The 22,125-nt window shown below is 64.7% G+C and carries 24 protein-coding genes and 1 tRNA gene; 6 read left to right on the forward strand and 19 right to left on the reverse strand.

Annotation, left to right across the window (positions count from 1 at the left end; all coding sequences use genetic code 11):
• The first annotated feature begins 72 nt into the window (after nt 1-72).
• Nucleotides 73-657 (forward strand): helix-turn-helix domain-containing protein, encoded by a 585-nt coding sequence (locus tag BKA03_RS08030; protein ID WP_179397630.1) that lies wholly within the window; start codon nt 73-75, stop codon nt 655-657.
• Nucleotides 658-660: 3 nt separating this feature from the next.
• Nucleotides 661-1,866, forward strand: coding sequence for a tyrosine-type recombinase/integrase (locus tag BKA03_RS08035; RefSeq protein ID WP_179397888.1), 1,206 nt, complete (start codon nt 661-663; stop codon nt 1,864-1,866).
• 57 nt (nt 1,867-1,923) lie between these two features.
• On the opposite strand, the gene BKA03_RS08040 is transcribed toward BKA03_RS08035, so the two are convergent.
• From BKA03_RS08040 to BKA03_RS08100, 13 genes are all read right to left on the reverse strand, one after another.
• Nucleotides 1,924-2,000, reverse strand: a tRNA-Pro gene (locus tag BKA03_RS08040).
• Between the two features lie 112 nt (nt 2,001-2,112).
• A complete protein-coding gene (locus BKA03_RS08045) occupies nt 2,113-2,334 on the reverse strand; it encodes a YgaP-like transmembrane domain (RefSeq protein ID WP_179397889.1) in 222 nt (73 codons plus the stop codon).
• Nucleotides 2,335-2,435: 101 nt separating this feature from the next.
• On the reverse strand, nt 2,436-3,674 hold the full coding sequence (locus BKA03_RS08050; protein ID WP_179397890.1) for an MFS transporter: 1,239 nt from the start codon (nt 3,672-3,674) through the stop codon (nt 2,436-2,438).
• A gap of 86 nt (nt 3,675-3,760) precedes the next feature.
• Entirely contained in the window at nt 3,761-5,242 is a 1,482-nt protein-coding gene (der, locus tag BKA03_RS08055) for a ribosome biogenesis GTPase Der (RefSeq protein WP_179397891.1), read from the reverse strand.
• Entirely contained in the window at nt 5,239-5,913 is a 675-nt protein-coding gene (cmk, locus tag BKA03_RS08060; protein ID WP_179397892.1) for a (d)CMP kinase, read from the reverse strand. Before cmk ends, der begins: the two co-directional genes overlap by 4 nt.
• Entirely contained in the window at nt 5,910-6,962 is a 1,053-nt protein-coding gene (locus BKA03_RS08065; protein ID WP_179397893.1) for a prephenate dehydrogenase, read from the reverse strand. The genes cmk and BKA03_RS08065 overlap by 4 nt, the downstream gene beginning before the upstream one ends.
• Nucleotides 6,962-7,324 carry a chorismate mutase gene (gene aroH / locus BKA03_RS08070; protein WP_179397894.1) on the reverse strand — a complete coding sequence of 121 codons (363 nt, stop codon included), beginning with the start codon at nt 7,322-7,324 and terminating at the stop codon, nt 6,962-6,964. The genes BKA03_RS08065 and aroH overlap by 1 nt, the downstream gene beginning before the upstream one ends.
• Before the next feature lie 44 nt (nt 7,325-7,368).
• Nucleotides 7,369-8,118, reverse strand: coding sequence for a pseudouridine synthase (locus tag BKA03_RS08075; protein WP_179397895.1), 750 nt, complete (start codon nt 8,116-8,118; stop codon nt 7,369-7,371).
• Nucleotides 8,118-8,654 (reverse strand): SMC-Scp complex subunit ScpB, encoded by a 537-nt coding sequence (scpB, locus tag BKA03_RS08080; protein ID WP_179397896.1) that lies wholly within the window; start codon nt 8,652-8,654, stop codon nt 8,118-8,120. The genes BKA03_RS08075 and scpB overlap by 1 nt, the downstream gene beginning before the upstream one ends.
• Nucleotides 8,654-9,469: a segregation and condensation protein A gene (locus BKA03_RS08085; protein ID WP_308477962.1), complete on the reverse strand. Its 816-nt coding sequence runs from the start codon at nt 9,467-9,469 to the stop codon at nt 8,654-8,656. Before BKA03_RS08085 ends, scpB begins: the two co-directional genes overlap by 1 nt.
• Nucleotide 9,470: 1 nt before the next feature.
• Nucleotides 9,471-10,379, reverse strand: a complete 909-nt coding sequence (locus BKA03_RS08090; RefSeq protein WP_179397898.1) for a ParA family protein — start codon at nt 10,377-10,379, stop codon at nt 9,471-9,473.
• On the reverse strand, nt 10,297-11,250 hold the full coding sequence (locus BKA03_RS08095; protein ID WP_179397899.1) for a site-specific tyrosine recombinase XerD: 954 nt from the start codon (nt 11,248-11,250) through the stop codon (nt 10,297-10,299). Before BKA03_RS08095 ends, BKA03_RS08090 begins: the two co-directional genes overlap by 83 nt.
• Nucleotides 11,238-12,200 carry a heme o synthase gene (locus BKA03_RS08100; protein WP_179397900.1) on the reverse strand — a complete coding sequence of 321 codons (963 nt, stop codon included), beginning with the start codon at nt 12,198-12,200 and terminating at the stop codon, nt 11,238-11,240. Before BKA03_RS08100 ends, BKA03_RS08095 begins: the two co-directional genes overlap by 13 nt.
• A gap of 170 nt (nt 12,201-12,370) precedes the next feature.
• On the opposite strand from BKA03_RS08100, the gene tkt reads away from it, so the two are divergent.
• The 4 genes from tkt to pgl all read left to right on the forward strand — a co-directional run bounded on the left by tkt (nt 12,371) and on the right by pgl (nt 17,800).
• Nucleotides 12,371-14,434: a transketolase gene (gene tkt / locus BKA03_RS08105; protein ID WP_308477964.1), complete on the forward strand. Its 2,064-nt coding sequence runs from the start codon at nt 12,371-12,373 to the stop codon at nt 14,432-14,434.
• Between the two features lie 302 nt (nt 14,435-14,736).
• The gene (gene zwf, locus BKA03_RS08110) at nt 14,737-16,185 is read left to right on the forward strand and encodes a glucose-6-phosphate dehydrogenase (RefSeq protein WP_218856005.1); all 1,449 of its coding nucleotides are present in this window, start codon (nt 14,737-14,739) and stop codon (nt 16,183-16,185) included.
• Nucleotides 16,182-17,084 carry a glucose-6-phosphate dehydrogenase assembly protein OpcA gene (locus BKA03_RS08115; RefSeq protein ID WP_179397901.1) on the forward strand — a complete coding sequence of 301 codons (903 nt, stop codon included), beginning with the start codon at nt 16,182-16,184 and terminating at the stop codon, nt 17,082-17,084. Before zwf ends, BKA03_RS08115 begins: the two co-directional genes overlap by 4 nt.
• On the forward strand, nt 17,084-17,800 hold the full coding sequence (gene pgl, locus BKA03_RS08120; protein WP_179397902.1) for a 6-phosphogluconolactonase: 717 nt from the start codon (nt 17,084-17,086) through the stop codon (nt 17,798-17,800). The genes BKA03_RS08115 and pgl overlap by 1 nt, the downstream gene beginning before the upstream one ends.
• Nucleotides 17,801-17,897: 97 nt before the next feature.
• Here pgl and BKA03_RS08125 read toward each other — a convergent pair whose 3' ends face one another.
• The 6 genes from BKA03_RS08125 to gap all read right to left on the reverse strand — a co-directional run bounded on the left by BKA03_RS08125 (nt 17,898) and on the right by gap (nt 22,083).
• The gene (locus tag BKA03_RS08125; RefSeq protein ID WP_179397903.1) at nt 17,898-18,179 is read right to left on the reverse strand and encodes a SelT/SelW/SelH family protein; all 282 of its coding nucleotides are present in this window, start codon (nt 18,177-18,179) and stop codon (nt 17,898-17,900) included.
• 83 nt (nt 18,180-18,262) lie between these two features.
• Complete coding sequence (locus BKA03_RS08130) at nt 18,263-18,622, reverse strand: RNA polymerase-binding protein RbpA (protein ID WP_179397904.1); 360 nt, start codon at nt 18,620-18,622, stop codon at nt 18,263-18,265.
• A 30-nt stretch (nt 18,623-18,652) separates the two neighbouring features.
• Nucleotides 18,653-18,898, reverse strand: a complete 246-nt coding sequence (gene secG / locus BKA03_RS08135) for a preprotein translocase subunit SecG (RefSeq protein ID WP_179397905.1) — start codon at nt 18,896-18,898, stop codon at nt 18,653-18,655.
• Nucleotides 18,899-19,017: 119 nt separating this feature from the next.
• Nucleotides 19,018-19,806 carry a triose-phosphate isomerase gene (tpiA, locus tag BKA03_RS08140; protein ID WP_179397906.1) on the reverse strand — a complete coding sequence of 263 codons (789 nt, stop codon included), beginning with the start codon at nt 19,804-19,806 and terminating at the stop codon, nt 19,018-19,020.
• Between the two features lie 3 nt (nt 19,807-19,809).
• Complete coding sequence (locus tag BKA03_RS08145; protein ID WP_306457135.1) at nt 19,810-21,000, reverse strand: phosphoglycerate kinase; 1,191 nt, start codon at nt 20,998-21,000, stop codon at nt 19,810-19,812.
• Nucleotides 21,001-21,078: 78 nt separating this feature from the next.
• Complete coding sequence (gene gap, locus BKA03_RS08150) at nt 21,079-22,083, reverse strand: type I glyceraldehyde-3-phosphate dehydrogenase (RefSeq protein ID WP_179397908.1); 1,005 nt, start codon at nt 22,081-22,083, stop codon at nt 21,079-21,081.
• Between the last annotated feature and the right edge of the window lie 42 nt (nt 22,084-22,125).

Raw genomic sequence — 22,125 nt, forward strand, 5'->3', positions numbered from 1 at the left:
GTATATAGTCGCACTTGAACGACACCTCGTTCTAGTCTCACGGAGGTACGGTTAATGGCACCAGGAATGTGGATGACGACTGAGACACCGTTCGGCACGCTCAAATACGACCTAGCGAAGCCAATGGTCATCGTTGGCGACAGGGCCGTCCCGCCCCTGCTTGAGGTTGAGTTCCAAGGTGTCGATGGGCAACCGGCGTTCGAAGGTCGCATCGAGGTCATCTCGGGCGTGCCGCGTTGGACCGATGTGCGCGTCTATCGCGTGCCTGACGGCCGAGAGGTCAAACAGAAAGACCTGCGGGCGATTCGCTTGGACGACTGGCTGGAGTCCTTCATTACCGTCATGTCGTTCAAAGTCACCGAACGCAATGGCGGCAAGTGGGCCGCAGTTTCGAGTGACACGGACGTAGATATTCGAGAGGGGATGCGCTCGATAAGTCGGTCCAGGAGGGGCGAGCGCAGACGAATCACCGGGGTGCTCAAGGCGCGCATCGCCGAGATATACGAGGCGCACGATTCCGGCGGTATTGAAGCCGTCGCGACCGCGTTCAACGTCTCCAAGTCCACCGCGATTCGGTACATCAACGAGGCCACTGCAGACGGACTCATCACGTCGCGCCCACGCCAGTCAACGGGCCAAAAACGTCGGGAGGCGTGAGCAATGGCTGACAAGTACGCAAACGGGCGCACCCGCTCATCCAAGCCTTACAGGCTCGCGGATGGTCGCTGGGGTGCCAAGGTGTCCTACAGGGACGAGTGGGGCCAGATTCAGCGGGTCGCGGTCTATGCCCCTAATGAACTTGAAATCGGCGACAGGGTTGACGAGGTGCGTCGGCGTCTCGGCGAAGGGTTGCCCGCGTCGGATGACGGCGCGACTGTTGCCCAAGTCACGGCGCTATGGCTGACCACCGGGCTCGAGTCCGAGGATCGCAAGGCCTCGACCAAAGCGACGTATTCGACGCTCGCACGCAAGCACATCGTGGGACGGGCGATAGGCGGCGTGTCCCTCAAGGCACTCAAGCCCGCGACCATTCAGGCGTGGCTTGTGGAGATGCGCCGCGCCGGGCTGGCTCCGTCGACCGCGCGACAGACGTTCACAGTGCTCAAGATGGTGCTCCGCTTCGCGCAGCGAAACGACATGATCGCACGCAACCCCGCAGATGCCGTAGAGCGGCCCAGGGTGGCCCATAGAGAGGCCGCATACCTCTCCCCGACCGATGTTCAACGGTTGCTAGGGGCGGCGTCCTCGTCGCGATATGCGCCATTGTTCGAGCTACTTGTGAACACCGGTCTGCGGCGCGGTGAGGCGCTCGCGCTGATGTGGCGCGATATCGACTTGGACGAGCGAACGTTGCGAGTGCGAGGCACCTTGACACGTGTCGACGGGGATCTAGTCGTGACAGACACTAAGACGGCGAAGTCTCGGCGCGTGGTTCACGTCTCCCCCACTGTGGAACGCATCCTCAAGGGCCTCAAGGCTCGCCAGGCCGCCGAACGTCTCGCATCGGGGTCCGTGTGGCACCAAACGGGCTACGTGTTCACGACGGAGTTCGGAGAGCCAAGCGACCCCCGCAACGCGCTCCGGGCGATCACAGTCGCGGCCAAGAAAGTCGGGCTGGGGGGCGTCGGGCTTCACACGCTGCGCCATAGCGCGGCCTCCGTGATGCTCACGAATGGCGTGCCGCTCAAGGTGGTGTCTGAGGTGCTCGGTCACTCATCGGTGGCGATCACGGGCGACGTCTACGGGCATGTGGCGCCGGACATCGCAGCGGATGCGCTGGACAGGCTTGGGGGCGCTCTCTCGCTCCCGGATATGGCCCTAGGAGGTGAAAACCTGGTTCAAAAAGTGGTTCAAACTCAACAATGACAAAGCAAGAGGCCGCCCCGCCAAGTGGCGAAACGGCCTCATACCAGGAGATTTACTTGGTCGGGCTGACAGGATTTGAACCTGCGACCCCTTGACCCCCAGTCAAGTGCGCTACCAAACTGCGCCACAGCCCGTCCGGTCCCTAGTGGTCACTTTCGTGCCGCTTTGAGGCCGTCGGCAAGTTTACACGGACAAGCGCCCGTCGCGGCACCACATCGGGGCCGCGCGGGCGCGTGTCGAAAGGTCCTACTTGAGCTTGGCGCGCACTGCCTTGCCGGAGAACGGCTGCTTGAACAGCGGGGCCAGGAGGCACACGTCAAAGACGCCCACCGCGATGAAGACCAGGCCCACGAGGGCGAGCACGAGCCAGCCCCCGCCAAGCACCGCGCCAACCACGACGAGTGCCACACCGGCAACCGCGCGGGTGACCCTTCCGGCCATTGAACTCATGAATGCTACGAATCCCATGAGGGACCCCTCTCTGTTGAAAACACCTTATACCCCCTGGGGTATGTCTCGCATAGACGAAAGGTCCCGAATATGCGCACCAGCACGCGTGAGCCTTTCGGCTACACCGACGCGTCCGCTTTGGCATCGACCGCGCCGGGGCTCGTGCGGTGACGGGTGACCGACCACCCGGCAAGCGCAAAGGCCACCCCGGGAACGCAGAGCGCCAAGCCCACCCACGTGGGCGCGACGAAGCCAAAGCCCGCAGCGATGACGACCCCGCCGAGCGCGGCCCCGAGTGAGTTCCCGATGTTGAGTGCCGAGTGATTGACGGCGGCTGCAATCGTCTGACTCTCGCCAGCAACGTCCATGAGGCGTGTCTGAATCGCGGGTGCGATGGCCTGCGCGGAAGCGCCCACCGCAAAGACCCCCACGAGCAGGCCGACGACCGTGTGAGCAGTCAGCGCAAGGAACAACAGTGACACCGAGAACGCCCCGAACAGGATGAAGATGGCCCGGACCGCGCCTCTGTCTGCCAACCGCCCGCCTGCGAGAATGCCGACCGTGGTGCCCACGCCCAACACCACGAGAACGATGGGGACGAACCCCGACGACGTCCCAGTGACCTCGGTCGACAGCGGCGCCACGTAGCTGTACACGGCGAAGAAGCCTCCGAAGCCGAGCGCCCCAGTGAGCAGAGCGAACCACACCGCCGGACGCTTGAACGCCCTGAGCTCGCGCCTCACCGTCGCGTGCGGATCCCCCGGTTCTTTGGGAATCACCGCAAGAATGAACGCCGTCGTGAGGGCGAACACGACGGCAACGACCACATAGGCCCACCTCCAGCCAACGTGCTGGCCAAGGAACGTGATCGAAGGCACGCCGACCACGGACGCCATGGTCAAACCCACCAACACGAGCGAGACCGCGAGTCCCCTGCGGGCGGGGCCCAACAACTTGGCGGCCACCAGAGCGGCCACGCCAAAGTACGCACCGTGGGGAAGCCCCGCGAGAAATCTGGCGGCCAACACGGTCCCGAAAGTCGGTGCCAGCGCCGATGCGACGGATCCGACTGTGAAAGCCACCGTCAGGGTCGCCAGCAGTCCCTTGCGAGGGAAGCGTGCCGAGGCCGCGGCGATCGTGGGGGCGCCCACAACCACCCCGATGGCGTAGGCCGTGATGAGCCAGCCCGCGCGCGCAATGGCAGCATCCGGGTTGGTCGCGTGGAGGTCTGGAAGCAGGTCGCGAGCAATCTCCGGCAACAGGCCCATCGCGACATACTCGGTACACCCGATACCAAAGCCGCCGAGAGCCAGAGCCAACATGGCCAGTCGCTTGCGTGCGGGGGTGAGCCCGGTCATGTGTGTACCCGATCGGTCATGACACAGAGGGTGCGGATGTTCCGCGTCGTCACTCGAGTCTATTGGCGGACGTGATTTCGGAGCCGTTACTTGCGCTTCCGCTTCTCGCGCACGCGCACCGAGATGTGGATGGGCGTGCCCGTGAACTCGAACGACTCGCGCAGGCGTCTCTCGATGAAGCGTCGGTATTGGGGGTCCAGGAATCCGGACGTGAACAGCACGAACTTGGGCGGCCTCGTCGCGGCCTGAGTCGCGAACAAGATCTTGGGCTGCTTGCCTCCACGCACGGGGTGCGGGTGCTCGGCCACGAGCTCACCGAGGAACGTGTTGAGCTTGCCCGTCGCGATGCGCCTATCCCAGTTGCCGAGCGACACATCCATCGCGCGCTTAAGGCGGTTGGAGTGCCAGCCCGTGAGCGCGGACAAGTTGATGCGCGGAGCCCACGTGAGGTGGCTGAGGTCCTTTTCGATCGAGCGTTCAAATAGGAATCGCTCATCTTCGCCCACCAGGTCCCACTTGTTGACGACCATGACGATGGCGCGGCCGGCGTCGACCACCTCGGACAGAATTCGCAAGTCCTGGTCGGACAAGGGCGTCGCGCCGTCAAGGAGCACGAGCGCAAGCTCGGCGCGGTGAATGGCTGCCGATGTGCGCAGCGACGCGTAGTAGTCGGCGCCCTTCGTCAGGTGCACTCGCCTGCGGATACCGGCGGTGTCGATGAACGTATACAGCTCGCCATCGACCTCGACAATCTCGTCAACCGGGTCGCGAGTGGTGCCCGCGATCTCGTTGACCACGGCGCGCTGCGAACCAGCGAGCCTGTTGAGAAGCGACGACTTGCCCACGTTGGGGCGGCCCACGAGAGCGACGCGACGCATCGCACCCTCGTCGTCGACCAGCGGCAATTCCTTCGGCAGCGCGGCGACGGCCACATCGAGCAAGTCGCCGATGCCGCGGCCGTGCAGCGCGGAGACCGGGTAAGGCTCCCCCAGCCCCAAGTTCCACAGCGCGGCCGCTTCGAGCTCGCCCTGCGGGCCGTCGACCTTATTGGCAACCAGGATGACGGGCTTCTTGGTGCGACGAAGAAGCTTCATGACCTTCTCGTCGGTGGCGGTGGCACCCACGGTCGCGTCCACCACGAACATGATGGCGTCGGCCATCTCCATCGCGACCTCGGCTCCCTGGGCGACCGACAGATCGATTCCGGTGACGTTGTGTTCCCAGCCGCCCGTGTCCATAAGGATGAAGTCGGTTCCGGCCCACTCGGCCGTGTACGTCACGCGGTCCCGAGTCACCCCAGGGGTGTCCTCGACCACGGCGAGCCGCTTGCCAATAATGCGGTTGACGAGAGTTGACTTGCCGACGTTCGGCCGCCCAACAATCGCCATGATCGGCAGGGCCTCGCGTTGCTCGACCACGTCGTCGGCAAGCGCCGCGAGGTCGTCCTCGTTGAGTTCGTACTCTGCGAGTCCCGCGCGCAATGCGGCCTCGCGGATCGCGTCAAGGCTCTCTTCGGGGTCCGATGCGGAAGGTAGCTCAAGTTCGAAGTCGTCGTTATCGTCACTCATTCGGAAGCCTCCTCGGCCAGTTGCGCCTCGGCAAGTCGCACCACGGCAAGAACGACCTCATCGATGGTGAGGTCAGTGGTGTCGATCTGGACCACGCCATCGGCGGCCGTATGAAATTCGACAACGGTGGCGTCCTTGCGGTCCCTGCCAAGGACCGCCTCACGCACCGTGACGGGATCTGCGCCATCGCCCGCCCTGCGAGCGACCCGAACCTCGTCGTCGGCGGTCAGCAACACCCGCACCTCGGCCTCTGGCGCAATCACCGAGGTGATGTCGCGGCCCTCGGCAACGATGCCGGCCCCCTTGCGCGATGCGGCGATGACGCGCCGCTGCATGTCGCCGAGCACCGCACGCGCGGCGAGATTGGTGGCCACATCGGAGACGATGAGCGAGATCGTGTCCGTGTGCAGCAGTCGCGACACGTCCTCGTCGTCCAGGACCACGACGGGGTTGGCCGGGTCGAGTCGCATCTCGACGTTCATGGTGGACACCATGGCGGCCACATCGTCGGTGTTGTTGAGGTTGATGCCCTCGCGCAAACAGTGCAGTGCGGCCACACGGTACGTCGCGCCCGTGTCGAAATACTCGAGCCCAAGTTTCGCGGCCACGGCACGCGCAACGGTCGACTTACCCGTCCCCGCGGGGCCGTCGATAGCGATGACGATGCTCATGATCCTGCAACCACCCAACCACCCTTTTCCAGGGCTTCAACTAGCTCGCTCGCACTTTGCGGGAGCACCCAGAGGGTCGTGAGACCCACTGGCTGACGCGGAGAGTGTTCGATCGACAGGTCCTCGACGTTGACGCCAACGGCTGCGGCATCGGAGAGCAAACGCACGAGGTGCCCAGGGCGGTCGGGAACGATCACCGTGACCGCTTCCCACTCGCGCTTCGCTCCCCCGTGCTTGCCGGGAATCCGCGCCACCTCGCGCCTACCGCGGTCGATGAGGGCCGTCATTGCGGCCCCGATGTCGTCGGCCTTCCGGACCGCATCGAGTTCGGCAACGATGTGATCGAGGGTCTCGACTAACGAACGCTTGTTGAGGCGGGCAATATCCGCCCACATGGCCGGGTGCGAGGCCGCGATCCGGGTGACGTCCCGCAGGCCCTGACCCGCGAGGGCTATGTCGTTCTCAACCAAGGGGCCGAGCGCGGCCGCCACTGCAGAGGCGGCGGCTTGCGGAGCGTGCGAGACCCTGGCCACGGCTCTATCGTGCGCCTCTGCGTCCATCTCCACCACGTCGCATAGGAGTGCATCGGCGACGCTACGGACCATCGCGACGGCCTTCGCCGAAGCGATCCCGGGACAGATCACCCAGGGCCGCGCCCTGAAGAGGTCGCCCTGCGCGGCCATCGCGCCCGAAATCTCGCGGCCCGCCATGGGGTGAGAACCCACGTAACGGTGGCCCTGGCCCGAGCGCGCCGCGACCTCGGCGATGGGAGCCTTGACGCTCGCCACATCGACAACGACCGCGTTGGGCCAGGTGTTGAGGGCGTTCGAGACCACGTCAGGGGTCACACCGGGAGGTGTCGCGACGATGACAAGGTCGGGCTCGTTGCGATCGGGCGCGCCTCCGGCGCCGATGCTGCGCGCGAGAAGCTCGGTCTCGGGGTCGGCATCGGAGATCGTGACGCGCCATCCCTCGGCGCTAAGTCCGATTCCGATGGATGCGCCGATGAGACCCGCCCCAACGATGTGGGTGAGCGGCGTGGTGGTCATTACTGGGCGAGATCCCGCCTGAGTGACACTGCCTCATGGAGGTAGACGTGGGCCACCATGTCGCGGGGGCGTTCCATCTCGGTGTGCATCATCACTCGAACGACCATGGGCAGGGCGCCCGGCACTGCCATTTCCTGAGCGCACATGAGAGGCACCGATCCAAAGCCCATCTGGCGGGCGGCGGCCGCGGGGAAATCGCTGACGATGTCGGGAGTACACGTGAAGAAGACGGAAATCACGTCGCGAGAGGTGAGTTCGTTCCCTTGAAGCATCGCCTCGACAAGCTCTTGAGTGCGCGCGTGCAAATGCTCTCGCTCATCAATCTCGAGCGTGGTTGCTCCCCTAATCGCACGTACGGCCATGCGCACATGCTACCGGTCGCTCGCCGCCGCGAGCGGACGTGCGTCTAGAGTCCGGCGGCCTTTTGAAGCTCGCCGATCTCGGCATTCGTAAGTGTGCGCATCTCGCCGGGCTGCAGGGTACCCAGAGTGACGGAACCGAAACGCGTCCTCACGAGGTCGATTACGGGGTGGCCTGCCGCGTCAAACATGCGCCTGACGATGCGGTTGCGTCCCTCGTGCATCTCCACCTCAACCAGCGACGCGGAGTCCGAGGCGTCGATGATGCGGCATTCCACGGCGCGCGTGGGGCCATCGTCCAGCTCGATTCCTTGGAGGAACTGGCTGACCAGGGCCTTCGTGACGCGACCCTGCACCTTGGCCACATAAACCTTTGACACGCCGTGCGTCGGGTGGGCCAACTTATTGGCCAGCTCGCCGTCGTTTGTCAGCAGGATCACACCCGTCGTATCGGCGTCGAGGCGGCCCACGTGGAAGAGCCGCTCCTCGAAGCCGATGACGTACTTATCCAGCGCCGGGCGACCGTCGGGATCCGACATCGTGCTCACCACGCCCTTGGGCTTGTTGAGGACGACGGTGATGAGGTTCTCGTCAACGGAGACCCGCTTGCCAAGGACCTCGATCACGCATTCGTCTGGATTGATGCGAATGCCGAGTTCTTCGACCACTTGCCCGTTGACGGTTACTGCGCCCGCCTCGATGAGCTCTTCGCATTTGCGGCGTGAGCCCACGCCAGCCTGGGCGAGCACCTTTTGCAGGCGCGTGCCCTCGGGCCGGTAAATCGATAGGTCGGCCATCAGTTCGCCTCGTCCACATCTGCTAAGTCGGGAAGGTAGGGAGCCAATGGAGGTAGTCCATCGAGCGATTCAAGGCCAATCCGCTCCAAGAACTCCGTCGTCGTTCCATAAAGCACCGCACCAGAGGCCTCCCCCACCTCGGTCACCAATCCCCTGGCCAACAACGTCTTCATCACTGAGTCAACGTTAACGCCGCGGATCTGCGAAACCTGTCCACGTGTGACGGGTTGGCGGTATGCGACCACCGCGAGTGTCTCCAGGGCCGCTTGAGACAGCCGTGCCGAGTGTCCCTCGATGATGAAGGTACCCACGACATCGGCGAACAGCGGCGAGGAATAGATTCGCCAGCCGCCACCCACCTCACGCAATTCGAAGCCGCGCGGAGAGTCGGGGTTGGCATAGTCGTCCCGCAAGGCCCTCAAGGCCGCGACGACCTCCGGCTCGGGCACGTCGAGTGCGGTCGCCAGGTCGACGGAGGCCACCGGCTCGTCGACCACCATCATGATGGCCTCGATTCCCGCGTGAAGGTGCCGCATCACTCGTCCATTCCTTCCACCACTCCGTCAAACTCGCCGCTCACCTCAACATCGTCCGTGGATCCCGTCCAACGAATGGTGAGCTCGCCGAGCGAGCGTACCTGCTCGAACGCGACCACGGATTCACGAAACAACTCGAGCAAGGCGAGAAAGCGAGCCACAACAACGCCCACGTGATCGGCATCGGCCACGAGCGAACGGAACGTCGCGGCACCCTGGCGCTGAAGCCGAATCGACACGATCGCGGCCTGCTCCCTCACACTCACCGGTGGGTTGTGCAGATGAGCGAGAGACACTCCGAGCTCAGGGGGCGTGCGGGTAAACGCATGGGCGGCCATGCGCGCGAGGTCTTCCGGAGAGGCCCTCCACACCAATTCGGGCAGCAGCATCGCGAAGTGCGGTTCGAGATGGACGTCACGGGGAACCCGGCGCGGCGCGTCGAAGAGCGTCGCGAAGCTCGCGGCGACCTCCTTGAACGCACGGTATTGAAGAAGCCTGGCAAACAGCAGGTCTCTCGCCTCAAAGAGTGCCAAGTCCTCGGCGTCCTCGACTTCGCCTTGCGGCAAGAGTCTTGCCGCCTTGAGGTCCAACAGGGTGGCGGCGACAACCAAGAACTCGGACGCAACCGAGAGGTCCCACTCGACATCACGATTGCGCACTACGCCCAAAAAGTCGTCGGTCACGACGGCGAGGGCCACCTCGGTGATTTCGAGCTCGTGCTTGGCGATCAGGCTGAGGAGCAGGTCGAACGGCCCGGAGAAGTTGGGCAGGGTCACCTCGAAGGACGCCTTCGTCCCGTCGACGGAGGTGGTCACGTCAGGCCGAAACCCCGCGGGCAACGAGCTCGCGCGCCAACTGACGGTACTGCTCAGAACCTACGTGCGTCGGGGCAAACGTCAGGATCGGCTCTGCTGCGACGGTGGCGTCGGGGAACTTGATGGTGCGCCCAATCATCGTCTCGGTGACACGATCACCGAAGGCCTCGCGCACGCGAGAAACGACCTCTTGCGCGTGAAGCGTGCGGGCGTCGTACATCGTCGGAACGATCGCATCGAGCGCGAGGCGCGGATTCAAACGGTCCTGGACCTTCCCCACCGTGTCGACGAGGAGGGCCACGCCGCGCATCGCGAAAAATTCGCACGCCAACGGAATCACGACACCGTGCGCGGCGACGAGTGCGTTGACGGTCAGCAAGCCAAGGGAGGGCTGGCAGTCGATGAGGATGACGTCGTAGTCGTCAACGATGGGGCGCAGTGCACGGGCCAACGCGCTCTCGCGCGCCACTTCGCCCACCAGCTGCACCTCGGCCGCCGACAGGTCAATGTTGGCGGGAAGCACGAAGAGGCCCTCGACCGCGGTCGACACGATCACGTCCTTGGTTTGCACCTTCGAGCTGAGCAAGAGGTCGTACACCGTGGTCTCGAAGTCGTTCGAGTTCACGCGCAAGTTGGCCGATGCCGCGCCTTGCGGGTCGAAGTCGACTAGAAGCACCTTGCGTCCGTATTCAGCAAGGGCCGCGGCGAGGTTCACGCATGTCGTGGTCTTGCCCACCCCGCCCTTTTGATTGCACAAGGCAATGATGCGGGCCGGGCCGGTTCCACTCAGGGGCGGCGGTACAGGGAACTCGGTCACGGGCCTCACCTTACTCCGGACGTGGCATGGGCTTGTCGAGGGCTCGCGGGTGAGAGGTCTGGTAAACCTCGCGCAAGGCGTCCCTCGTGACATACGTGTAAATCTGGGTGGTCGTCACCGACGCATGTCCCAACAGTTCTTGGACCACACGGATATCGGCTCCTCCCCGTAAGAGATGAGTCGCGAACGAGTGGCGCAGGGTGTGCGGGGAGACATCGCCGATGCCGGCGCGCTCGGCGGCGGCCTTCAGAATGGTCCAGCCACTCTGTCTACTGAGGCGCCCGCCACGGGAGTTGAGAAACAGTGCGGGTGTCCCGTTGCCGTTCATGGCAAGTGTGGGCCTCGCTCGCACCAGGTAGGCGTCGAGCGCCTCCCTCGCGTAGCCGCCAAGCGGGACGATGCGCTCCTTGCGGCCCTTGCCTCGCAACAGCACCGATTCGCGACCCTCACCCAGATCAATATCGTCGACGTCGAGCCCCGTCGCCTCCGAAATTCGGGCACCGGACCCGTACAGCACCTCCAAGAGGGCCCTGTCACGCAACGCCGCAGGACCGTCCCCGACTGCAGCGACGTCGAGTAGTGCCGCCACCTCGTCGGTCGTCAACGCCTTGGGCAGTCGCGCGGGCGTGGCTCGCGGCTTGACGTCGACGGCGGCATCGTCCCCCACCCAGCCTTCCGCCACGGCGAACCGGTGCCAACCTCGAACCGAAACGACGGTTCGCGCCGCCGATGCGGGGGCCAAGGGGGCGCCGCTATCGGTTCCGGCCGAGATCGCCTCCGCAAATTCGGCCACGACGAGTGCGGGTGTGGAAGCGAGAGACTCAATCCCCCGTGACTCGAGAAAGGCGCAATAGCGCGACAAGTCCCGGTGGTACGCCGAGACGGTGTTCGCCGATAGGCCGCGTTCGACCGTCACGTGAGCTAAATAGACGGCGAGCTCTCGCTCGAGCCCTAGCGTTGCCACACCGTGAGCGTGTCTGGCCAGAACGGATCGGCGAGAATCGCGCCGAAGACGACCGACAGGTACAGGATTGAGTCACGGAACAGGCGCATCGAATGCAGCTTTGACCCGTCCATGGTGCGGCGATACAACGCGTAGCAGCCGCCGATGAACCACACACCAAAACCAAGAGCGAGAACCGCGTATATCCACGTCATTCCCGCGAGTGGCACCAGGATCAGGGAGACCACCACCATCGCGATCGCGTAGAGGATCATCTCCTTGGCCACCTTGACGGGCGTGGCCACCACGGGAAGCATCGGCACCTCGGCATGGGCGTAGTCGTTGCGGAACTTCAGCGCGAGGGGCCAATAGTGAGGCGGCGTCCAGAAGAAGATGATCAGGAATAGCACCACGGGCGTCCACGACAACGACTGCGTGACAGCGGCCCATCCGATCAGCACGGGCATGCATCCGGCGGCCCCACCCCACACGATGTTCTGGGAGGTACGCCGCTTGAGCAGCATCGTGTAACCCACCGCGTACAACAGGATCGCGATGATGCTGAGCACTGTCGCGAGGGGCGAGTCGACGATCCAGTAGAACCACGCCGTCGACGCCAGGGCCAGCACCCACGCGAAGATGAACGCCGCGCGAGGCTTGACCGCACCCGTGACGAGGGGCCGACCCTGCGTCCGCTTCATGACGGCATCGATGTCGCGGTCGAGGTAGCTGTTAAAGGTGTTGGCAGAGCCCGCGGAAAGCGTGCCACCGATGAGCGTCGCCGCCATGTGCCACAGGCTTGGCCATCCACCTGCGGCCAACACCATGGTGGGAAGTGTCGTAATGAGCAGAAGTTCGATGATGCGCGGCTTGGTCAGCGCAAGGTAGGCCTTGAGCACTCGTGTCGCACCCAGGACTCTGCCCACGGACGGTGCCGGAATCTCCGTATGGGTCTTCGATTCCGCCGGCATGCCCCAATTGTACGTGGCACGACGTTGGTCCTTGGTGCCACGGGCACCGGGTCCGTGGCGGCGGCGTGGATAGTGATGCGGCGACGACAATCGCGGCGATGGTCGCGCTCTCTCGCTCCGCCGCGCCGCTAGGCTAAGAGAGTTGTCAGACTCGTTTTATAGGGAGAACCGTGACCACTGGATGGACTGACCTGGACACCCGCGCGATCGACACACTTCGTGTCCTCGCCGCCGATGCAGTGGAGAAGGTCGGCAACGGCCACCCGGGCACGGCGATGTCGCTCGCGCCCGCCGCATACTTGCTGTTCCAGAACGTGATGAAGCATGACCCCGCAGACCCAAAGTGGCTGGGACGTGACCGCTTTGTGTTGTCTTGCGGGCACTCTTCACTCACGCTCTACCTGCAGCTCTTCGCGGCGGGTTACCCCATGAGCCTCGACGACCTCAAGTCACTGCGGACCGAGGGCTCGCAGACTCCCGGGCACCCCGAATACGGTCACACCCCCGGCGTCGAGATCACGACAGGCCCCCTTGGCTCGGGCTTCGCCTCGTCCGTCGGTATGGCGATGGCAGCTCGCAAAGAGCGCGGTCTCTTGGACCCCGATGCCGCGCCCGGCGAGTCCGTCTTCGACCACCACATCTATGTGATCGCGTCGGACGGCGACATGGAAGAGGGGGTGAGCCACGAGGCCGCGGCGATCGCCGGCGTACAGGAACTTGGCAACCTCATCCTGATCTGGGACGACAACAAGATTTCGATTGAGCACGAGACCGACATCGCGTTCGACGAGGACGTCCTGAAGCGCTACGAGGCCTACGGCTGGCACACGCAGCGGGTCGACTGGGTCACACCCGAGGGCTACAAGGAGGACCCCGATGCGCTGTTGACCGCGATCGAGGACGCCAAGGCGGAGACGACCAGGCCATCGATCATCGCGCTCAGCACCATCATCGGCTGGCCGAGCCCCACCAAGCAGAACACCGGTGGGGTGCACGGATCGGCCCTTGGCGCCACGGAGGTCGCGGGCCTCAAGCAGGCGCTCGACTTCGATCCCGAGCAGTCATTCGTGGTGGAGCCCGCCGTCTACGAGCACACGCTCAAGGCGCGCGAGCGTGGGCAGGCCGCACACTCCGCATGGAATGGCGAGTTTGCCAAGTGGCAATCCGAGCAGCCCGAGCGCGCGGCGCTGCTCGAGCGTCTGGTCTCAAAGGAACTCCCAGCCAACTGGACCGACGCCCTGCCGAAGTTCGAGGCCGGCACGTCGATTGCCACCCGTGCAGCGTCGGGCAAGGTGCTCACCGCGCTCGCGCCGGTGCTTCCCGAGTTGTGGGGAGGATCGGCGGACCTGGCCGGTTCCAACAACACCACGATGGATGGCGAGCCCTCGTTCCTGCCCCCGCACCGCGCCACCAAGTCCTATCCCATGGCGAGTTGGTACGGCCGCACGCTGCACTTCGGGATCCGCGAGTTCGGTATGGGCACGATTCTTAACGGGATTACGCTCCACGGCCTGACCCGTGCGTATGGCGGCACCTTCTTGGTGTTCTCCGACTACATGCGTGGTGCGGTGCGGCTCGCGGCCCTCATGAAGATTCCCACCACATTCGTGTGGACCCATGACTCGATCGGGCTCGGCGAAGACGGCCCCACTCACCAGCCCATCGAGCAGGTGGCGACGCTGCGGGCCATTCCAGGTATCGACATCGTTCGTCCCGCGGACGCCAACGAGACCGCCTGGGCGTGGAAGCACGCGCTGGAGACCCTCGACCGTCCCTGTGGCCTCATCCTCACGCGTCAAAACGTTCCGACTCTTGAGGGAACATCGGCCGAGGGCTTCGCCAAGGGCGCGTACGTGCTGGCAGGCGCTGGCGAGGACGCCGACGTGATCCTCGTCGGCACGGGCTCAGAGGTCCAGCACTGTGTGGCCGCTCGCGAACTTCTTGCGGCCGAAGGCATCAAGGCCCGCGTGGTCTCCATGCCGTGCAAGGAGCTCTTCGAGCGTCAGAGCGCGAAGTACTGCGATTCGGTCATTCCAGGCGGCGTCAAGGCCCGTGTGAGCATCGAGGCGGGCTCCCCGCTTGGCTGGCGGGACGTCGTCGGCGACGCAGGTCGCGTGATCGGCATTGACCACTTCGGCGAGTCCGCGTCTGGCGCCCTACTCATGAAGAAGTACGGCTTCACGGCCGAGAACGTGGTCGCCAAGGCCAAGGAAAGCCTCGAGTCTGCGCGTTGAGCGCCCGTTGCGAGCGCGGGCCCCAACGCGAGGCCCGCGCTCGACTCGGAATCCGACTACAGATGGCTGATAATCCCAGCAGAGTCGGAATAATGGCCGACGGTCCACGTTCGATTGGATGTGAATCGAACCCTCCGACGTTTGTCCCCCACCACCACCGCGGTGTCCCCCGCACCGCTTGCACCGCGTGCGATTTCAGGCGCGCGCGGCACCTCAGCTTTGGAGGCTAGATAGTGGTCAACCCCCTCCGCGATCCGCGTGATCGTAGACTGCCCCGCATTGCAGGATCGTGCGGACTCGTGATGTTCGGGGTCACTGGCGATCTCGCCCGCAAGAAGCTGATGCCCGCCGTCTATGACCTGGCGAACAGGGGCCTGTTGCCGCCCGCGTTCGCGCTCACGGGTTTCGCCAGGCGTGAGTGGGGTCGCGAGGACTTCGCGCAAGTGGTTCACGACTCGGTGAAGAAGTACGCACGCACGCCATGGCGCCAAGAGACCTGGGATCAACTGTCCGAGGGGATTCGCTTTGTGCAGGGTTCCTTCGACGACCCTGCGGCGTTTGCCGAACTGAAGCGGACCGTTGAGCGGCTCGATGAGCGCCGGGGAACGGGCGGAAACCACGCCTTCTACCTGTCCATCCCGCCGTCGGCGTTCCCGCAAGTGATCGGCCAATTGCGCGACTCCGGCCTGTCAGACCCCCAAGAGGGGACGTGGCGCCGTGTAGTCATCGAGAAGCCCTTTGGCTCCGACCTCAAGACGGCCAACGCCCTCAATGAGGTGGTGTCTGAGGTCTTTCCCCCGGACGCGGTGTTCCGCATCGACCACTACCTGGGCAAGGAGACGGTGCAGAACCTGTTGGCCCTGCGATTCGCCAACCAACTCTTTGAGCCCATGTGGAACTCGCAGTACATCGACCACGTGCAGATCACCATGGCCGAGGACATCGGCATCAACGGTCGTGCGGGTTACTACGACGGCATCGGTGCGGCGCGCGACGTGATCCAGAATCACCTTTTGCAACTACTGGCCTTGACCGCCATGGAAGAACCAGCGTCGTTCGATGCCGCCGATCTTCGCGCGGAGAAGGAGAAGGTCCTTCGCGCGGTAACCCTTCCTCCTGACCTCTCCGTGTCGACCGCCAGGGGCCAATACACGGACGGCTGGCGGGGCGGCGAGCGAGTGGGCGCCTTCCTCGAGGAGGACGGCATCGCCCCTGACTCCATCACGGAGACGTACGCAGCCATCAAGGTCGAGATCCCCAACCGCCGCTGGAACGGCACGCCGTTCTATCTGCGTGCAGGCAAGCGCCTGGGTCGCAGGGTGACCGAGATCGCGCTCGTATTCAAGAAGGCGCCCTCGCCATACTTCCAGCAGATCGAGGGATCGGACGTGGGCACGAACGCGCTGGTCATTCGCGTCCAGCCCGACGAGGGCGTCACGCTCAAGTTTGGCTCGAAGGTGCCTGGAACCACGATGGAGGTGCGCGACGTCACCATGGACTTCGCCTACGGCAATGCCTTCACCGACGAGTCACCCGAGGCGTACGAGCGGCTCATTCTCGACGTCTTGCTAGGAGACCCGCCCCTGTTCCCCAGGCACCAAGAGGTCGCGTCGTCATGGCAGATCCTGGATCCCATCACCGCCTTCTGGGCCACTCAGGGACAGCCCGAGCAGTACCGTTCGGGCACGTGGGGCCCGGTGGGTGCAGATGACATGATGGCACGCGACGGACGCACATGGAGGCGACCATGATCATTGACCTTCCTCGCACCACCACGGTGGACATCAACGCCGAGCTTCTCAGACTCCGAAAGGAGGGCGGCGTCGTCACGATCGGCCGCGTCATGACGCTGGTCATCGACGCCACGGACGCCGATGCCGAAGAGGCCATCAGCACCGCGAACGTCGCGTCGCGAGAACACCCTTGCCGCATCATCGTGTTGTCCCCGCAAGAGGAATCGGAGGATCTCGGCGGCCAGATTCGGGTGGGCGGCGACGCGGGCGCATCCGAGGTCATCGTGTTGAAGCCTCCGCTCAGCGCGATGGACCATGCGGACGCCCTGATCACTCCCCTACTGCTTCCCGATGCGCCGATCGTCGCGTGGTGGGCATCTGTCGTTCCCCTCGTGCCCTCCGCGACCGGCATCGGTGGGATGGCGCAACGGCGCATTACCGACGCCAAGGGTGCTTTCAACCCGCCGGCCGTGTTGTGCGCCCTGGCGGACGCATACACGCCCGGCGACACGGATCTCTCGTGGACCCGGATCACGCGTTGGCGTGCTCTGCTCGCCTCGGCGCTCGAGCAGGTCTCGGATCAGCGCGTCACAAAGGCGCGCTTGCACGGAGACGTGAACTCGCCGTCAATCTTGCTGATGGGCGCGTGGCTCCGGGGGGCTCTTGGCTGTGAGTTCGAGGCTATCTACGATCCAGAGGCGACGGGGCTCGTCTCGGTGTGTCTCGATACCCCGTCGGGCTCGATCAAGATCGACCGCCCCGATGGGCACAACGCGACCCTGACCCAGCCGGGCCAACCTCCGCACATCATCACCTTGCCCTCGCGCACTCAAGGCGAGTGCCTCGCCGAAGAACTGCGCCGCATGGACAACGATCCCGTCTACGGCGAGGCATTGCGACGGGTTGTGAACTGCTGATGCGGAGCGTCGTGGTCTACGCCAACCAGCAGGCCGTTGCAGACGCAACGGGTGCGCGCCTCGGCGTCGCCCTCTCCGACGTGATCGCGCAACGCGGCGTCGCGCACGTCGTGCTCACCGGCGGAACCGTGGGCATCGGGCTCCTCGCCTCCCTTGCGTCCTCACCCCTCGTGGGGCTCATCGACTGGACCAGCGTGCACGTGTGGTGGGGCGACGAGCGCTTCGTCGGCGCTCGTGACGCAGACCGCAACGAGGGCCAGGCTCAACGCGTGCTCCTGGGCATCGTGCCCCTTCCCGAGGAGAATATCCATCGGATGGGTTCCGCCGACGAATTCCCCACCGCCGAAAGCGCCGCCGCCGCCTATGCGGCCGAGGTCGCCGCCCACGGCACCCCCGCGTGGGATGTGCTGTTGTTGGGAGTGGGTCCCGATGGCCACGTGGCATCGCTCTTTCCGGGCCATCCCGTCTATGCGGCCGCGGATCTGGTCGAGGCGGTCGCTGTGCACGACTCCCCCAAGCCACCGCCCAACCGTGTCAGCCTGAGTCTCGCTTCGATTAATCGCGCTCGAGAGGTGTGGGTCGTGGCTGCGGGCGAGGCCAAGGCCGCTGCCGTGTCCGGCGGACTTGCGGGCGACAAAAACCTCCCCGTGGCAGCGGTCGCGGGAACCGAGCGCACTCTTTGGCTCATCGACGCGTCGGCCTCCACCGAGATCTAGCGCGGCTCCCCTGAGGCGCGCTGGCAGGTCCCGGCCAGGCTCGCGGCTACTCGCGCTCGCGCCCGCCGTGTTGCACGCCGCACCTGCGAATCGTGGACTAGTGCTTCTTGCCCATCAGCAGCTCACGGCCGTCGACCTGCACTCCGTCCGCCGCAGGAATGAGTGAGTTCACTGTCGCGACGATGGCATCGATGTTGAACTCATCCGGCTTGGAGTAGATCTCCTCACCGTCGGCTCGGAAGGTGAAGACCCCCCTGCTGCCGGTCTTCAGCGCCACAGACTCGACGCGGCCACCAAACTCCTCAAGCAACCGGGTTTGTGCCTCCGTTGCTCGCGGCAGATATCCACACGGGACGCAGTATTCGATCTCAATCTTCATGTCGTACCTCCACAGGGGACAGCAACGAAAGTCGAGATCGCATTCCCACGGCCGCGCGATATACGCCAGACGACTGGCGCGCGCTACTCCGCGGCGACGAAGCCGCGACGCGCGCGCAGTGCGTCGAGCGCCTCGTTGAGGAGCTCCTGCCCCTCCGCCTCGGTACGACGCTCCTTCACGTATGCAAGGTGGGTCTTGTAGGGCTCATTGCGCAGGGGCTCAGGCGGGTTGTTGGGATCCAGCCCACCAGGGAGCCCACAACGGGTGCAGTCCCACTCGGCAGGGATCTCCCGGTCGTCGCCCACGGCGAAGCTGGGTCTCGTCACGTGGCCCTTCGCGCAGTAATACGAAAAGACCTCGCGGGGTGCGGACTCGCCGCGCTCTGCCTCGCCCATAGGGCCGGCGCCGACGCGCGACCCACGAATAGCACTACCACCTGCCATGGTGTATTCCCTTGATGCGTCTGGGGCTGGTTAGCCCGCGTATTTTTGAATGAGGCCGATCAGCACGATCGACATCCCCCATACGACCGCGACCCCCCACGTAATGCGAGAGAGGTTGCGCTCACCGACAGCCGAACTCTGGATGCCCGAGGCAATGCCTCCACCGAACACATCGGTGATGCCTCCACCGCCCCCGCGATGCACCAGCACTAGGGCGACAATGAGCACGCTCGTCAGCAGCAACAGCACCCACAAGACGATGGAAAGAATATGCACGATTCTCCTCGTTCACAAGACATTGGCTACAGGATACGCGACGTACAGCGCCGCGCTCACGCCTGGGCCGCGAGCGGCACCCTGCCGCGCCCAACCTGGCACGCGGCAGGGTGCGAACGCTAGGCCGTGACGTGCTCCAAGAAACGGACGATCTTCGCGAACTCCTCGGGGTCGAGACTTGCGCCACCTACGAGGCCGCCGTCGACATCGGGCTCCGCCATGAGCTGCGCGATCGAGCTCGACTTCACCGAGCCGCCATAGAGAACGCGAACGCCCGCAGCAAGTTCGGGGCTGTAGAGCTCCGCGAGCTTGCCGCGGATCGCTCCACACACTTCCTGAGCGTCTGCCGGGGTCGCGACCTCACCAGTTCCGATGGCCCACACGGGCTCATAAGCGATGACGACGTCCTTGGCCTGCTCGGCCGGGATGCCCGCGAGCGAACCCTCGACCTGAGCGAGCGTGTAGGACACCTGGTCGCCTGCCTTGCGGATGTCGAGACCCTCACCCACACACACGATGGGGACGATCCCATTGTCGAACGCGGCCTTGGCCTTGGCGGCAACGGTGGCATCCGACTCGCCGTGGTATTCGCGACGCTCGGAGTGGCCGACGACGGCGTAGTCGCAGCCGAGCTTGGCCAGCTGCGAGCCGGAGACCTCACCGGTGTACGCACCGGACGCGTGCTCGGAAATGTCCTGGGCGCCGTACTTGATCTCGAGCTTGTCGGCGTCGATCAGTGTCTGCACCGACCGCAGCGAGGTGAAGGAGGCCATGACGGCGGCCTCGACCTTGGTGAAGTCATGCTTTGCGTCACGCAAAAGCCAAGCGAGCTTCTGCACGGTATGCGTGGCCTCGAGGTGGTCGAGGTTCAGCTTCCAGTTGCCTGCAATGAGCGGTGTACGTGCCATGGTCTAGCCCTCCAGAACGGCGAGGCCGGGAAGGACCTTGCCCTCGAGCAGTTCGAGCGACGCGCCGCCACCCGTGGAAATGTGGCCGAAGCCGGCCTCGTCGAAGCCGAGGATGCGGACCGCTGCGGCAGAGTCGCCGCCGCCAACCACGGAGAATCCGTCGGAGTCGATCATGGCTTGAGCGACGGCCTTGGTGCCTCCCGCGAAAGCGGGGAATTCGAACACGCCCATGGGGCCGTTCCACACGATGGTCTTCGCGTCGACGATCTTCGAGGCGAAGAGCGCCGCCGAGTCAGGACCGATGTCCAGGCCGATGCGATCGGCTGGAATAGCGTCGGCCGCCACCACGTCAAACTCGGCGTCGGCGGCGAAGCCGGTCGCGGCAAGGATGTCGGTCGGGAGAACGATCTCCACGCCCTTTTCCTCGGCCGTGGCCAGGTAGCCCCTGACCGTGTCGAGCTGGTCCTCTTCGAGCAGAGACTTGCCCACCTCGAAGCCCTTGGCCTTGAGGAAGGTGAAGACCATTCCGCCGCCGATGAGGATGCGGTCCGCCTTGGTCAGCAGGTTGGCGATGACGCCCAGCTTGTCAGAGACCTTCGAGCCGCCGAGAACGACGACGTACGGACGGGCGGGGTCGGTCACTGCCTTGCTGAGCGACTCGACCTCCTTCTGGACCAACAGTCCAGCGGCTGCGGGAAGAACCTTCGCGATGTCATAGACAGACGCCTGCTTACGGTGAACAACGCCGAAACCGTCCGAGACGAACACGTCGGCAAACGCGGCGAGCTCGGCGGCGAGCGCTTCGCGCTCCTCGTCAACCTTGGAGGTTTCGCGGGCATCGAAGCGCACGTTCTCGAGCATGGCCACCTGGCCGGGCTGAAGCGCTGCGACCGTGGCCTTGGCGGACGGGCCGACCAGGTCATCGGCGAGCGTGACGGGCTTGCCGAGGAGTTCGGCAAGACGAGCGGCGGCGGGGGCCAGCGAGTACTTGGCCTCGGGCTCGCCCTTGGGGCGACCGAGGTGCGCCGTCACGATGACGGAGGCGCCCGCGGCGAGCAGTTTCTCGATGGTCGCGACGGAGGCGCGCACGCGGCCGTCGTCGGTAATGGTGGTGCCGTCGAGCGGCACGTTCAGGTCGGAGCGAACCAGGACCTTCTTGCCGGTCAGGTCACCCAAGCTGTCAATTGTCTTCAGCATGTGAATCTTCCTTCGTCGTGACAGAAAAACGTCCGCACACGCATGGTGCGTGTACGGACGTTTTTCACTGGAATGTTAGAGGCGCTCGCCGACGTAAGACGTCAGCTTCACGAGGCTGGTCGAGTAGCCCCACTCGTTGTCGTACCAAGCAACGATCTTCACCATGTCGCCGGAGACCTTGGTCAGCTTGGCGTCGAAGATGCTCTGGTGCGGGTTACCGACGATGTCCGAGGACACGATGTCGTCTTCCGTGTACTCGAGCGTGCCGAGCATGGCGCCATCCGCCGCAGCCTTGACGGCCGCGTTGACCTCGGCGACGGTGACCTCACGCGAAGCCGTGAAGGTCAGGTCGGTGGCGGAACCCGTGATGACGGGAACCCGCATCGCGAAGCCGTCAAGCTTGCCCTTGAGCTCGGGGAGCACCAGCGCAACAGCCTTGGCGGCACCGGTCGAGGTGGGGACGATGTTCTGCGCGGCCGCACGTGCACGACGGAGGTCCTTGTGGGGGCCATCCTGCAGGTTCTGGTCACCCGTGTAGGCGTGGATTGTAGTCATGAGACCCTTTTCGATGCCGATGGCGTCGTTGAGGGCCTTCGCGACGGGCGCGAGGCAGTTCGTCGTGCACGAGGCGTTCGAGATGACGTGCTGCGTGGCGGGGTCGTAGTCGGTGTGGTTCACGCCGACGACGAACGTGCCGTCCTCGTTCGACGCGGGGGCCGAGATGATGACCTTCTTGGCGCCTGCAGCGATGTGGGCGGCGGCCTTGGTCGCGTCGGTGAAGAAGCCAGTGGACTCGATCACGATGTCCGCGCCGAGCTCGGCCCACGGAAGGTTGCTCGGGTCGCGCTCTTCGAGGGCGCGGATCGCCTTGCCGTCGACGATGATGTTGTTGTCGTCGAACGTGACGGTGCCCGGGAAGATGCCAAGAACGGTGTCGTACTTGAGCAGGTGCGCGAGAGTCTTGTTGTCGGTCAGGTCATTCACACCGACGATCTCGATGTCTGCGCCCGACGCGACGATCGCGCGGTAGAAGTTTCGTCCAATACGGCCGAAGCCGTTAATTCCGACCTTGATGGTCACTTTTTCTCCTCGGTTCGCGCGACATGGCGCGTTGGGGATGTG

Origin of the sequence: Demequina lutea (genome assembly GCF_013409005.1) — a bacterium.
Lineage (GTDB): Bacteria > Actinomycetota > Actinomycetes > Actinomycetales > Demequinaceae > Demequina > Demequina lutea.